Source organism: Rhizobium sp. AN68 (genome assembly GCF_030758035.1).
GTDB lineage: Bacteria > Pseudomonadota > Alphaproteobacteria > Rhizobiales > Rhizobiaceae > Agrobacterium > Agrobacterium tumefaciens.
This window is the reverse complement of sequence record NZ_JARWMI010000003.1, coordinates 1,161,293-1,174,411: the sequence shown is the minus strand read 5'-3', so window position 1 is coordinate 1,174,411 and position 13,119 is coordinate 1,161,293. Positions and strand designations below refer to the sequence as shown.

Annotated in this window: 9 protein-coding genes and 2 pseudogenes; 7 read left to right on the top strand and 4 right to left on the bottom strand. The window is 58.6% G+C overall.

The genetic code is table 11. The features are described 5' to 3' along the window. Positions 1 to 17 precede the first annotated feature (17 nt). The 4 genes and pseudogenes from RBH71_RS18785 (at position 18) to rpmG (ending at position 2,589) form a co-directional block, all read left to right on the top strand. On the top strand, positions 18 to 461 hold the full coding sequence (locus tag RBH71_RS18785; RefSeq protein WP_003512717.1) for a DUF983 domain-containing protein: 444 nt from the start codon (positions 18 to 20) through the stop codon (positions 459 to 461). Between the two features lie 20 nt (positions 462 to 481). Further along, positions 482 to 1,150, top strand: coding sequence for an NUDIX domain-containing protein (locus tag RBH71_RS18780; protein WP_003512714.1), 669 nt, complete (start codon positions 482 to 484; stop codon positions 1,148 to 1,150). A gap of 17 nt (positions 1,151 to 1,167) precedes the next feature. Continuing rightward, a pseudogene (locus tag RBH71_RS18775) lies at positions 1,168 to 2,332 on the top strand (MFS transporter). An 89-nt stretch (positions 2,333 to 2,421) separates the two neighbouring features. Next, positions 2,422 to 2,589 carry a 50S ribosomal protein L33 gene (gene rpmG / locus RBH71_RS18770; protein ID WP_003496403.1) on the top strand — a complete coding sequence of 56 codons (168 nt, stop codon included), beginning with the start codon at positions 2,422 to 2,424 and terminating at the stop codon, positions 2,587 to 2,589. An 880-nt stretch (positions 2,590 to 3,469) separates the two neighbouring features. Here rpmG and RBH71_RS18765 read toward each other — a convergent pair. Continuing rightward, the gene (locus RBH71_RS18765; protein WP_003512711.1) at positions 3,470 to 4,840 is read right to left on the bottom strand and encodes a PleD family two-component system response regulator; all 1,371 of its coding nucleotides are present in this window, start codon (positions 4,838 to 4,840) and stop codon (positions 3,470 to 3,472) included. Positions 4,841 to 4,858: 18 nt separating this feature from the next. Next, entirely contained in the window at positions 4,859 to 5,230 is a 372-nt protein-coding gene (locus tag RBH71_RS18760; protein ID WP_003496409.1) for a response regulator, read from the bottom strand. A gap of 131 nt (positions 5,231 to 5,361) precedes the next feature. On the opposite strand from RBH71_RS18760, the gene RBH71_RS18755 reads away from it, so the two are divergent. The 3 genes from RBH71_RS18755 (at position 5,362) to RBH71_RS18745 (ending at position 8,427) form a co-directional block, all read left to right on the top strand. Then, the gene (locus tag RBH71_RS18755) at positions 5,362 to 5,670 is read left to right on the top strand and encodes a DUF3572 domain-containing protein (protein ID WP_003512709.1); all 309 of its coding nucleotides are present in this window, start codon (positions 5,362 to 5,364) and stop codon (positions 5,668 to 5,670) included. 69 nt (positions 5,671 to 5,739) lie between these two features. Further along, a complete protein-coding gene (locus RBH71_RS18750) occupies positions 5,740 to 7,023 on the top strand; it encodes a DNA polymerase IV (protein WP_323687444.1) in 1,284 nt (427 codons plus the stop codon). Positions 7,024 to 7,188: 165 nt separating this feature from the next. Beyond that, positions 7,189 to 8,427 (top strand): L,D-transpeptidase family protein, encoded by a 1,239-nt coding sequence (locus RBH71_RS18745; protein WP_003512703.1) that lies wholly within the window; start codon positions 7,189 to 7,191, stop codon positions 8,425 to 8,427. 12 nt (positions 8,428 to 8,439) lie between these two features. Here the strand turns inward: RBH71_RS18745 and dnaE are convergent. Both dnaE and RBH71_RS18735 read right to left on the bottom strand, forming a co-directional pair. After that, positions 8,440 to 11,941, bottom strand: a pseudogene (gene dnaE, locus RBH71_RS18740) (DNA polymerase III subunit alpha). Between the two features lie 483 nt (positions 11,942 to 12,424). Further along, the gene (locus RBH71_RS18735; RefSeq protein ID WP_323687443.1) at positions 12,425 to 13,108 is read right to left on the bottom strand and encodes an ABC transporter ATP-binding protein; all 684 of its coding nucleotides are present in this window, start codon (positions 13,106 to 13,108) and stop codon (positions 12,425 to 12,427) included. Positions 13,109 to 13,119 lie beyond the last annotated feature (11 nt).

Sequence of the window (13,119 nt, the reverse complement as noted above, 5' to 3'; positions counted from 1 at the left end):
GGGAGAAGGACTTCAGGATGAGTGCAAATCAGGGCTCGGAAACGGTTACCTTCGGAGATGGAAGCGCGGAGCGTCCGCTTGGCCGCTCGATCATGCGGGGCATGGCCAATCGCTGCCCGGCCTGTGGCAGCGGTCGCCTGTTTCGGGCCTTCCTGAAGCCGGTGGACAATTGCGCGGCCTGCGGCGAGGAAATGCATCATCACCGCTCCGACGACCTGCCGCCCTATATTTCTATCGTCATCATCGGCCATATCGCCGTTGGCGGCTTCATGATGACCGATCTCGTGCTTTCCGTTCCCATGTGGGTACACTTCGCCATCTGGGTGCCTATCACCATTCTGGCCGCGCTTCTGACGCTGCAACCGATCAAGGGTGGCGTCATCGGCCTGCAATGGGCACTTAGAATGCACGGCTTCGACGGAAAACAGCCAAAAGTGCAGATAGACGGCTCCTCCCACTGACGGCGGGCGGGAATTTGCAAGTGTCCGAGCTTCCCTCGAACACCCAGGCGGCGAGCGGTCCACTGCGGCCGCGCGATGCCGCCTCAATCATCCTGTTTGATCGTTCCGGCCCTGCTATTCGCGTGCTGATGGGCCGGCGCAGTAATGCCCACATATTCATGCCCGGCGCTTACGTGTTTCCCGGTGGCAAACGCGATCCACGCGACCACGCCCTGCCCTTCTCCGGCGATCTGCACCCCGCCGTGCTGCGCAGCCTCACCACGTCTGCCGCGCGCCGCCTGAGCGCTGCCGGGGCACGGGCGCTGGCGCTTGCCGCCGCGCGCGAGCTCGTGGAGGAAACCGGCGTCGATATGGGCATGGACGCTGATGGTCCGGATCTTTCGCGTTTTCGATATGTGGCGCGCGCAATCACCCCGCCCGGCAATATCAGGCGTTACGACACGCGATTCTTTTGCTGTTACGCCGACGAGTTGCGGCTGGATACCCGGCTAATCAGGGATTCAGATGAGCTGCACAATGTGCAATGGCTTGACATGACAGCGCTTTCCAGTCTGAACATGCCGAAAATCACACGCACGGTTCTCGAAGATGTCACAAAACTCATGATAGGTGATCCGTCACTGCCCTTTGAAAGCCCCGCGCGGCTCTATGTCACGCGCCACGGCCGATTCATTCGAGACTTTGTATAAAGGCCGTCATGTCACAAATGAAATGCGAAGCGGACGCCATTCACTGGCCCTCACTGATCGCCGCCATCTCCGCCATCAGTGCGGTCGGTGTCGCCATCGGCCTTGGCCTGCCGCTCCTGTCGATCATCCTTGAGAAGCGCGGCATCTCCTCCACCATGATCGGGGTAAATTCGGCAATGGCCGGCGTTGCGGCGATGATGGCAGCGCCGGTGACCACCAAGATCGCCCATGATTTCGGCGTGGCGCGAACGATGCTATTTGCCGTTGTCGTGTCGGCCCTGAGTGCGCTCTGTTTCTATTTCGCCGACGCCTTCTGGATGTGGTTTCCGCTGCGAGATCGTCTTCCATGGCGCAACCACCACGCTGTTCATCCTCTCCGAATACTGGATCAACATGACCGCGCCACCGAAAAAACGCGGCATGGTTCTCGGCATCTACGCCACCGGACTTGCGGTTGGGTTCGCGGTTGGCCCGTTATTGTTTTCCGTGGTCGGCAGCGATGGCATCCTGCCATTTCTGGTCGGGGCGGCAATCATACTGCTTGCCGCGATCCCGATCTTCCTTGCGCGCGGCGAAAGCCCGGAGCTGAGCGAAAGGCCGAACCACCATTTCGCCCGTTATATATGGCTGGTGCCGATGGCTTCTGCGGCGGCCTTCGTGTTCGGCGCCGTGCAAGCGGGCGGTCTGTCGCTCTTTCCCATCTATGCGACCCGCGAAGGCTTCAACGAATCGCAGGCGGCACTTCTGCTGACAGTGATGGGCATCGGCAACATGGTCTTCCAGATACCGATCGGCCTGCTTTCGGACCGAATGAAGGACCGGCGCACAATGCTGGCGCTGATGGCCTTTGCGGGCGTTTGCGGCACGCTGGCGCTGCCCTTGCTGGTGGATAGATGGATTCTCGTAGCGGCCCTGCTGCTGTTCTGGGGCGGCCTCGTATCCGGCATGTATACCGTCGGCCTCACCCATCTGGGATCGCGTCTCAAAGGGGCCGATCTGGTGGCCGCCAACGCCGCCTTCATCTTCTGCTACGCCATGGGCACAATAGCCGGACCACAGGCCGTCGGCATTTCCATGGATGTTGCGGGTACCGATGGTTTCGCCTGGGCGCTTGCCGTGTTTTTCGGGCTTTACGTGGTGCTTTATGCCTTCCGTTTTGTTTTCAGGGCAAAACAGACTTGACTTTTCAGGCGCGATACGTAGTTTCGCGCCAGATTTAGCCGAGGTGAGAAGCGCCTGCGGCTTCTCTTTTGTTTAAAGGCAGGACGACCATGGCGAAAGCTACAACAATCAAGATCAAGCTGCTGTCGACAGCCGACACCGGTACCTTCTACGTCACCACCAAGAACAGCCGTACGTTCACGGACAAGATGACGAAGACGAAGTATGACCCGGTTGTACGCAAGCACGTTGAATTTAAGGAAACCAAGATCAAGTAATTCTTGATCGGGTTCTCCGGCAAAAGCGCGCCCAACGGGCGCGTTTTTTGTTTGTACGGAAAGGATTGCCGCCAACGGCATTCTTTGCGCCAGCGCCCTCGCAAGGCCCGCCACGGGCCAACGAATCGCAACCTTCCTAGTTGCGGTTCTTGAGTTTGGAACCCAGTCGGCGCTATCGGCACGGCGGGAAAACTCTTTATCACCGTCTCGCCTAACCAGCGCCTCTCCTAATCAGCGTCTCATCGGCCAAATGCGCCAACCGCTGCGACAGCGCGCTGCCTGCGCGCGCAGCCGGATGTGCTGCGCTATAAGCGGCAGCACAAGCACAGAATATTTTCGGAGATAAGGCGGTCGGCCAACGATGTGATCACGGCACGAGGAACCGATTCGGACATCGTCAGCCGACCGACCCCACGATCCAGGAGATGCGGCGGACCTGAGCATCATGGGGCATTCAAACTACGCAATACCAGCCCCTGACGACCGAAACATCAGCGGTGTAAACCGCCATCGTTTCTTCATCACTAGACGGAAAAACCGCCGGAAGAACTGTTATTCTCGATTGGGAGTGTGCGCAGAAGTAAAATAAAAATCAACAAATTCTTAAGCCAGAGATACATCACCTGGAAAACATGGTTAAATATACAACGCTGGCACACTATAGTTCCGTGAGCGATTGAATTCAACGTATTTTTCAACTTGAACTCTATTAATCCTGTTAGACTTCACCCCCTCATTGCAAGAAGATAAAATACTGGCAAGGTCAGGGACTTGGCGCTTGCCACAGTTTGCCGCCAGGTCTTTGGGCGGCTATCGATAACGGTAAACGTCGAAAGTCTCAAAAGGCGGCACGGATTTTCAGCGTCATGGGTCTGCGCCTCTAGGCGGCGGCCGCCACGACGCGGTTGCGTCCTGTGTGTTTCGCCTCATAGAGCGCCCTGTCGGCCTGCTTCAGAAGCTCGTCCGGCGCGCCGAATGCTCCGCTGCTGGTGGCGATGCCGAGCGAAGCCGTGATACTCAACTCGCGGTCGATGGAACGAACGTGAAACGGCTTGTCCTCGATGATTGCCCGCAGGCGCTCGGCAACGCTTGTGGCAAGCTCCATCGACGTGTCGGGCATCACAACCACGAATTCCTCCCCGCCATAACGGCAGGCAAGATCGGCGCCGCGCACCGTGCTGCGGATGCGGGCTGCAAACTCGCGCAGAACCTCATCGCCGACATCGTGGCCATAGGTATCGTTGACCAGCTTGAAGCGGTCGATATCGGTCATGCAAATGGAAATCGGGCGGCCACGCACGGCGGCGCGGTCGAAAAGTATCTTCAGATGATTGTCGAGATAACGGCGATTGTTAAGACCAGTCAGCCCATCGACGATAGCAAGCTCCATCGTGTGCTGGAGATTGAGCCGCAGATGCTCGTTATAGCGCTTGCGCCGGATCTGCGTCAGAGACCGGGCGACAAGTTCGTTGGGATCGATCGGGCGGAGAATATAATCGTTCACGCCAAGATCGAGCGCCCGCGCCACCATGTCGTCCGCCCCCTGTTCCGCTACCAGAAGCAACGGCAGGAACCGGGTACGCTCCAGCGAACGAAGCTGCGAACACAGTCTCAGCGGATCGTAATCCTCAAAATTGGAATTGACGATGACAAGCTCGAAGGGGTTGCTCGCGGCCTTCAACAGGGCCGCCTGAGGCTCCGTGACGGCATCGACCTCGGCAACCGGCTTCAGCGCCCTGACGATGCGTTCCTGCGAGCTGGCGCGGCCATCCGCCACCAGAACGCGGCCAGGCGTCTGCATGAGGCCATCGCTGCGCAGCATCTCCTCGATGCCGATCTCGCGCGCGGTCTCGGCCCGCAGCCGCAATTCGTCACTGACGGCCTTGAGGCGCACGAGGCTTTTGACACGGGCGATCAATTGAAGGTCGTTAACGGGCTTGGTCAGAAAATCATCGGCGCCGGCTTTCAGACCGCGCACGCGGTCCGAGGGCTGATCGAGTGCGGTGACCATGACAACAGGAATATGCGCCGTTTTCGGATTGGCCTTCAGCCGTTCGCAGACCTCGAAACCGTCCATGCCAGGCATCATGATGTCCAGCAGGATGATATCGACCTGTTCCTGGTCGCAGATATCAAGCGCCTTGAAACCATCCTCGGCGGTTACGACGTCAAAATATTCCGCGACAAGCCGGGCTTCGAGAAGCTTTACGTTTGCGGGTATGTCGTCAACAACCAGAACTCTCGCCGTCATAACAGTTCCCCAACCGCCTTACGCATCGCCTAGATAGGTCTTGATGATTTCGATGAATTTCGGAACGGAGATCGGCTTGGACACATAGGCCTCGCATCCGCCCTGACGAATGCGCTCCTCATCCCCCTTCATGGCGAAGGCGGTTACCGCGATGACCGGAATGACGTGCAGCTCATCATCCTCCTTCAGCCATTTCGTCACCTCCAGCCCGGAAACCTCCGGCAGCTGAATATCCATGAGAATGAGGTCGGGGCGATGCTTGCGGGCAAGATCCAGCGCTTCCATGCCATTGCGCGTCTGGATCGTCGTATAGCCAGACGCCTCGATCAGGTCACGAAAGAGCTTCATGTTCAGCTCGTTGTCTTCGACTATCATGACCTGCTTGGGCATGGTGGGCAGTCCCCGTTTCGCTTTGAAACCTTCTCCCAGACATATAGGGTGCCAGAGAACCGATTCCATCGTCCATTTGTTGCGCAAGGCTAGAACGATTTGGTTTCAAAATAGGTAACTTCGGTAGAGAAATGCTGAGAGATACAAAAAACAAAGACAATGGCGGAAAAGATCCGCAAGAAACGGCAGCCGCCATACTTGGCTGGCTGGCAAACGAGCCGGAAATGCTCGGGCGTTTTCTGGCGCTGAGCGGATTGCAGGCCAATATGCTGCGCCATGCCGCCCACGATCCCGGCTTTCTGGCGGGGCTCACCGATTTTCTGATGAGCCACGAACCAGACCTCATGGCCTTCTGCGCGGCGACCGACACATCCCCCGAAACGGTTGCCGCTGCCTGGCACCATTTTTCCGGCCCGGGACTGGATTCGGGTGAGTATTGACAGACCACCCCTTGAGCCACCGTCACGGCCGGAGTATGGTTGGCGACGTTCTGGTTTTGTTTTCGGCCCATGTCCACGTCGCATCTTTATGATCCCGGTTTTTGCCGCGACTGTCTGGCCGGCCAGCCAGCGGACCTGAGGCGTTGTCGCGCCTGTGGCAGTCCCCGCCTCGTCTACCATGACGAACTCTACGACCTCAGCATCGCCCATATCGATTGCGACGCCTTTTACGCCTCCGTTGAAAAACGGGACAATCCCGAGCTTGCCGACAAGCCGTTGATCATCGGCGGCGGAAAACGCGGCGTGGTTTCCACTGCCTGCTACATTGCCCGCATCCAGGGCGTGCGCTCCGCCATGCCGATGTTCAAGGCGCTGGAAGCTTGTCCGGACGCCGTGGTCATCAAGCCCGACATGGCAAAATATAGCCGCGTCGGCCGTCAGATCCGAACCATGATGCAGGATTTGACGCCGCTCGTGCAGCCGCTATCCATAGACGAGGCGTTTCTCGATCTTTCCGGAACGGAGAGGCTGCATCACGATCCACCTGCCCGGGTTCTGGCGAAATTTGTGAAACGGGTGGAAAAAGAAGTGGGCGTGACCGTCTCGGCCGGGCTGTCCTACTGCAAATTTCTGGCCAAGGTCGCGTCCGACCTTAAAAAACCGCGCGGCTTTTCGGTGATCGGCGAAGCGGAAGCGCTTTCCTTTCTGGCAGCACGGCCCGTCACGACGATATGGGGCGTTGGAAAGGCGTTTGCGGCGACGCTGGAGGCGGACGGCATCCGCATGATCGCGCAGTTGCAGGAGATGGAGGAAGGCGACCTGATGCGCCGCTATGGCGTGATGGGACAACGGCTGTTCCGGCTTTCGCGCGGTATCGATGAACGGCACGTGCACAATAACGACCCCGTGAAAAGCGTGTCTTCCGAGACCACCTTCTTCAACGATATTTCCCGCCACGAGGACCTCGTACCGATCCTGCGGTCGCTTTCCGAAAAAGTTGCCTGGCGCCTGAAGAAGAGCGGCATTTCCGGCCAGACGGTTGTACTGAAAATGAAGACGGCCGATTTCAAACTCCGCACCCGCAACCGCAAGCTTGATGACCCGACCCAGCTTGCCGACCGCATATTCCGCACCGGCCTTTCGCTGCTTGCGAAAGAAACCGACGGCACCAAGTTTCGCCTGATCGGCATAGGTGTCAGTGATCTGCGCGATGCGGACCTTGCCGATCCTCCCGATCTCGTCGACAGGCAGGCAGAACGGCGGGCGGCGGCGGAAGCGGCAATGGACAAGCTGCGCGACAAGTTCGGCAAGGGCAGCGTCGAGACCGGCTACACTTTCGGCACACGCAAATAGCGGCCATGCCGCTTGCAAACGCCGTGAAACCCTGCGGCCTGCAACACCCCGCCCATATTTTAGATATTACACAAATTAGTGATGTGGCAGACGCCCTATCCTTAAACTTCATTAAACTTCGCGTGGTTGAGTAAACGAAGTTTTGTGCATGTGGTGTATTGCGTCATGTCCCTTCGCTTCCGTCTTCTGACCGGCATGCTGTCGGCCAGCATTCTTGCCTTTCCGGCGCTTGCCGCCGACAACAAGTCCCTGCAGATCGTCGTTTCGAAAAGCGATCAATCGCTGGCGCTTTACGAGAACGGCGAGATCGTTGCTACATCCAAGGTCTCAACCGGCAAGGCCGGGCATGAGACGCCGAGCGGCATTTTTTCGATTCTGGAAAAACGCAAATACCACGAATCGAACATCTACTCGGCCGCGCCCATGCCTTTCATGCAGCGACTGACATGGTCGGGCATCGCGTTGCACGAAGGCAAGGTGCCGAATTACCCGGCCTCGCATGGCTGCGTGCGCCTGCCTTCGAAATTCGCGCAGTCGCTGTTCGGCGAGACCCGCTATGGCGTGCATGTCATCATCACCGACCGGCCGGTTTCTCTGCGCTCCGTACAACATTCAGCCCTGTTTGAGCCGCGGGACGATGCCGATGACGGCAAGCTGCTTTTATCCGACGTCGAGCTGCGCCCCGCGACCTTCGACGCCGTATTGGGCACCGTTGAGGTGGCCGTGAATGAAAAAACGCAAGCCATCAAACCGATGGCCAAAGGCAAGGAGCCCTCGCCCTTGCGCATCCTCATCACCCGGCGCGGCGAGCGCGAAAAGGTGATGGATATTCAGGCGGTACTGACGCGCCTTGGCTTCGATGCCGGCGCACCGGACGGCTATACCGGAGAAATGACGATCAGCGCCGTCAACGGGTTCAAGCGCTGGAAGGGGCTGAAAACCACCGGGCCGCTACTGACCGACGATTTCGTCGCTGCGCTTTACGCATCCGCCGGCGAAGATCATCCACCGAATGGCCAGATCATGGTGCGACAGGATTTCAAGCCGCTATTCGAGGCTGCGATCGACATCAAGGATCCCGAGGTGGCACTCGGAACGCATTTCTTCGAAGCCGTTGCCGTCAACCGCGCAGCCGGAACCGCCGAATGGAATGGCGTAACACTGGAAAACCATCTGCCGGCCGCAGCCCGCAAGCGGCTCGGCATCACCGTTACCGAAGCGCCCGGTGGCTTTGACCAGCTAAGCGCCGTGCTCGATCGCCTCGAAATACCGGCTGAAATTCGCTCCCGAATCGAGAAAGAGCTTTCAACCGGCAGTTCGATTACCGTTTCCGACCTCAGTCACCAGATGGAGACAGGGGTGGGGACGGACTTCATTACCGTGACAAAGGAAGGGCCGGTTTGAGGGCTTGAGGCCTCACACCAGCTCCACATCAACAACGCCGGGGGCAGAGCGAAGTGCGGCGGCGATCTCAGGGGAAATACGGTATTTCTCCGTCAGCTCCACCTCGATCTCACGGCTCCCCTCGTCCTTGATGACGATGAAATAAACCGATCCGTCACCTTTGGTATTGAGGTGGCGGGCGACGGTTTTCAGCGGGCCAGAATCGCGCACATAAACCCGCAACGCCTTTTGCATTTGGACGGATTTCTCCTCGAGCGATTGCGCCGTCTGGATGCGAAGACCGATGCCTTCCGGGCGCTCTTCCGCCTGCACGGTGATAACAAGCGATTTGCCCACCTCGAGCAGATCGCGAAACTGGGGCAAGCCCTTCGGAAAACAACACCGCCTCATATTGGCCGGAGGCATCGGAGAAGGTGACGATACCCATCTTGTTTCCGGTCCGGGTCTTGCGCTCCTGCTTGCCGGTGACGGTGCCGGCCAGACGCCCGGCGGTCGCACCCTGTTTCACTGCGGCGGAAAAATCGGCGAAATTCTGCACCCGCAACTTTTCCAATACGGGGCGGTAGGTATCGAGCGGATGTGCGGTCAGGTAAAAACCGAGCACCTGATATTCGCGCAGCAGTTTTTCCGAGGCGAGCCACGGCTGGAAGGCAGGCAGGATGAGCTTTTCCGGACCGCTTGCGCCGCCGGAGCCGAACATGTCCGACTGGCCGGTAACGCGGCTTTCCTGCGCGCGTTGCGAATAACCGATGATACGGTCCAGCCCGCCGATCATCTCGGCGCGGTCGCGGCCAAAACAATCGAAACCGCCAGCGTTGATGAGGCTTTCGAGCACACGCCGGTTGATCTGCTTCGGATCGATGCGCAGGCAGAAATCCTCCAGGCTTGCAAATGGCTTGCCGTCGCGCACGGTAACGATGTGTTCCACCGCGCCCTCGCCCACGCCCTTGATGGCGGCCAGCGAATAATAGATGCGGTTCTCACCCGTCTCGAACTGCCGGAAGGACGTCTGCACCGAAGGTGCCACGACCTCTATACCGAGACGGCTGGCATCCTGGCGGAAATCATTGAGTTTTTCCGTGTTGGCCATATCCAGCGTCATGGAGGCAGCGAGGAACTCCACCGGATAATGCGCCTTCATATAGGCGGTCTGATAGGACACGATGGCGTAAGCGGCGGCGTGGCTCTTGTTGAAGCCGTAATTGGCAAATTTCGCCAGAAGGTCGAAGATGGTGTTGGCCTGAGGCTTCGACACGTTGTTTCTGATCGCGCCGTCGACGAAGCGCTCGCGCTGCTGGTCCATCTCCTCCTTGATCTTCTTGCCCATGGCGCGGCGCAGAAGATCGGCTTCGCCGAGCGAATAACCTGACAGAACCTGGGCGATCTGCATCACCTGTTCCTGATAGACGATAACGCCCTGCGTCTCCTTCAGGAGGTGGTCGATGGTGGGGTGGATCGACTCCAGTTCCTCCTCGCCATGCTTGCGGGCATTGTAGACCGGAATGTTTTCCATCGGACCCGGACGATAAAGCGCCACCAGCGCAATGATGTCCTCGATGCAGTCCGGGCGCATGCCGATAAGCGCCTTGCGCATGCCGGCACTTTCCACCTGGAACACGCCGATAGTTTCACCGCGTGACAACATCTCGTAGGTTTTGGCGTCGTCCAGCGGAATTGCGGCGAGATCGACCTTGATGCCGCGTTTGGCAACGAAATCGACGGCAACCTTCAGCACCGTCAGCGTCTTCAGACCGAGAAAGTCGAATTTGACGAGGCCTGCGCTTTCCACCCACTTCATGTTGAACTGGGTAACCGGCATGTCGGAGCGCGGATCGCGATACATCGGCACCAGCTTCGACAGCGGCCGGTCACCGATGACGATACCGGCAGCATGGGTGGAGGCGTGACGGTAAAGCCCCTCGATCTTCTGGGCGATATCCAGAAGTCGGGCAACGACGGGTTCCTTGTCCGCCTCTTCCTGCAGACGCGGCTCTTCCTCGATCGCTTTTGACAGCGGCGTCGGATTGGCCGGGTTGTTGGGTACCAGCTTGCAGATCTTGTCCACCTGCCCATAGGGCATTTCCAGCACGCGGCCGACGTCGCGCAATGCCGCGCGAGCCTGCAACGAACCGAAGGTAATGATCTGCGCCACCTGCTCGCGGCCATATTTGCGCTGCACGTAGCGGATCACCTCTTCGCGGCGGTCCTGGCAGAAGTCGATATCGAAGTCGGGCATCGACACGCGTTCGGGATTGAGGAAGCGCTCGAACAGCAGCGAGAAGCGCAGGGGATCGACATCGGTGATGGTCAGCGCATAGGCCACGAGCGAGCCTGCACCCGAACCGCGGCCGGGGCCGACCGGAATATCCTGCTGCTTGGCCCATTTGATGAAGTCCGCAACGATCAGGAAGTAACCTGGAAAACCCATGCGTTCGATAACGCCAAGCTCGAAATCCAGCCTGTCGCGATATTCCTGCTCTGTGTAGCCAGGTGCCATGCCGAGGGCCGCAAGGCGAAGATCAAGACCTTCGACGGCCTGACGGCGAAGCTCTTCGGCCTCTGCCCGTTGCGCCGCTTCGGGATCGTCGCTGGCACCGGTGAAGCGCGGCAGGATCGGCCCACGCTTCTTCAGCACATACGAGCAACGCATTGCGATTTCGACGGTGTTTTCCAGTGCCTCCGGAAGGTCGGCAAACAGCTCCGCCATCTCCTCACGGCTTTTCATATAATGGTCGGGGGTCAGGCGGAACCGGCTGTCATCCGAAACGATGGCGTTATGCGCCACCGCCATCAATGCGTCATGCGCCTCATAATCGGCCCTCGAAGGGAAGAACGCCTCGTTGGTGGCGACCAGCGGAATATCATGTTCATAAGCAAGTCCAATCATACGCCGCTCATGGACGCGGTCGAAACCGGACTGACGCTGCAATTCGATATAAAGCTTGTCACCGAAGAGTGATTTCAGCGCCAGCAGGCGTTCTCTCGCCTGCGCCGCATGCCCTTCCTTCAGAGCCATATCCACCGGACCACCGGAGGCACCCGTCAGCACAATCAGCCCGGCATTGGAGGCTTCCTCCAGCCATGCACGGGTAATATGCACGGACTGGCCACCGCTTTCGCCTTCCAGATAGGCGCGGCTGATAAGGTCCACCAGCCGCTCGTACCCTCCGGCATCAGCCGCGAGCAGCACGATGGCTGGAAGCTTGGCAAGGTGGCTGTTGTGATTGCGGCGATCATCCACCGCATCCTGCATGTCGATCGACACCTGACAGCCGATAATCGGCTGCAAGCCCTCATCACGCGCCTTTTCGGAAAACTCCAGTGCGACGAAAAGATTGTTGGTGTCGGTAATGGCTATGGCCGGCTGGCCGTCTGCAACGGCCTTGGACATAATTTTCTTGAGGGGTAAAGCCCCCTCAAGCAGGGAGTAAGCGGAGTGAACCCGCAGATGGACGAAACCGGGTGTTTTCAGCGTTTCGCCAGAGGTCTCTCCACGCGTAACCGTCTCGCCCATATCGTCATCCTGTCATTCTGAATCGAGGGGGCGATTTTCCGATTTTCGGCCTTCAAAGTCCACCGCCTTTCGGCGTCTATACAGGCTTCTGCGCCGGTGTGCCCTTCACAGGGCAGTGAGGATCACCGAAAAGCTGGCGACGAACACAGCGATGGAGGCGAAAGCGGCAACGTCACGGATGAAATCAGTCATTGGTCTCTCCTTACTCGTTATGTTCTAACTTTGTTCTCATTTTGTTCGATTGTCAACAGGCTTTTATTGATAGTCTCCTTGCTAACGCGGCAGAATCGGCTGCGGTTCCACCTTCGTGAATGGCAAGCCACTGACTCCAAAGCAAAAAAACCCGGAGGCAAAAACACCTCCGGGTTCGTGAAAATTCAATTGTGGAAGGACGAGTGGCTTCGCGGGAAACCTGAACGTAGACAGACTCAGCCGCAGAAAAGATCGCAAAGGCGGCGCTATGGTCGCCTTACTGCATCACGATCAGAAGTCTACGATCTTGCCGTCTGCAAGCGTCACGCGGCGGTCCATGCGGTTGGCAAGCTCGTGATTATGGGTGGCGATCAGTGCGGCAAGGCCGGACTGGCGCACCAGCGCTTCCAGCGCATCGAACACGTAATGCGCGGTCTCGGGATCGAGATTGCCGGTCGGCTCGTCGGCGAGAAGCAGGAGCGGTGCGTTGGCAACGGCACGCGCGATCGCCACACGTTGCTGTTCACCGCCGGAAAGCTCAGCAGGGCGATGTTCGCCGCGATGGCCGACCCGCATGTAATCGAGCACCGCGCTCGCACGCTTGCGGGCCTCGCCCTGCGTCAAACCGGCGATGAGCTGCGGCATCATCACATTCTCCACCGCCGTGAACTCCGGCAGCAGATGATGGAACTGGTAGACAAAACCGATGTCGCTGCGGCGGATCGCCGTGCGCTTTTCATCCGGCAGACCATTGCAGGGCACGTCATTGATGAAGACCTCGCCAGCATCCGGATGCTCGAGAAGCCCGGCGAGATGCAGCAGCGTGGATTTTCCGGTGCCCGAGGGGGCAACAAGCGCCACCATCTCACCACTCTTCAACTCGAAATCGGCCTTGCGCAGAATGGAGAGCGACGTCTCGCCCTGACCATAGGTCCTCTCGACGCCGGTAAGCCGCAGCACTGATTTTTTTGCCATATTGTGAAGCG

What these genes read in the sequence shown, in the direction of transcription:
- RBH71_RS18785 (WP_003512717.1), top strand. Translation starts at nt 18, where the DNA reads ATGAGTGCAAATCAGGGCTCGGAAACGGTTACCTTCGGAGATGGAAGC.
- rpmG (WP_003496403.1), top strand. Translation starts at nt 2,422, where the DNA reads ATGGCGAAAGCTACAACAATCAAGATCAAGCTGCTGTCGACAGCCGAC.
- RBH71_RS18765 (WP_003512711.1), bottom strand. Translation starts at nt 4,840, where the DNA reads ATGACGGCGAGAGTTCTGGTTGTTGACGACATACCCGCAAACGTAAAG.
- RBH71_RS18760 (WP_003496409.1), bottom strand. Translation starts at nt 5,230, where the DNA reads ATGCCCAAGCAGGTCATGATAGTCGAAGACAACGAGCTGAACATGAAG.
- RBH71_RS18755 (WP_003512709.1), top strand. Translation starts at nt 5,362, where the DNA reads ATGCTGAGAGATACAAAAAACAAAGACAATGGCGGAAAAGATCCGCAA.
- RBH71_RS18750 (WP_323687444.1), top strand. Translation starts at nt 5,740, where the DNA reads ATGTCCACGTCGCATCTTTATGATCCCGGTTTTTGCCGCGACTGTCTG.
- RBH71_RS18745 (WP_003512703.1), top strand. Translation starts at nt 7,189, where the DNA reads ATGTCCCTTCGCTTCCGTCTTCTGACCGGCATGCTGTCGGCCAGCATT.
- RBH71_RS18735 (WP_323687443.1), bottom strand. Translation starts at nt 13,108, where the DNA reads ATGGCAAAAAAATCAGTGCTGCGGCTTACCGGCGTCGAGAGGACCTAT.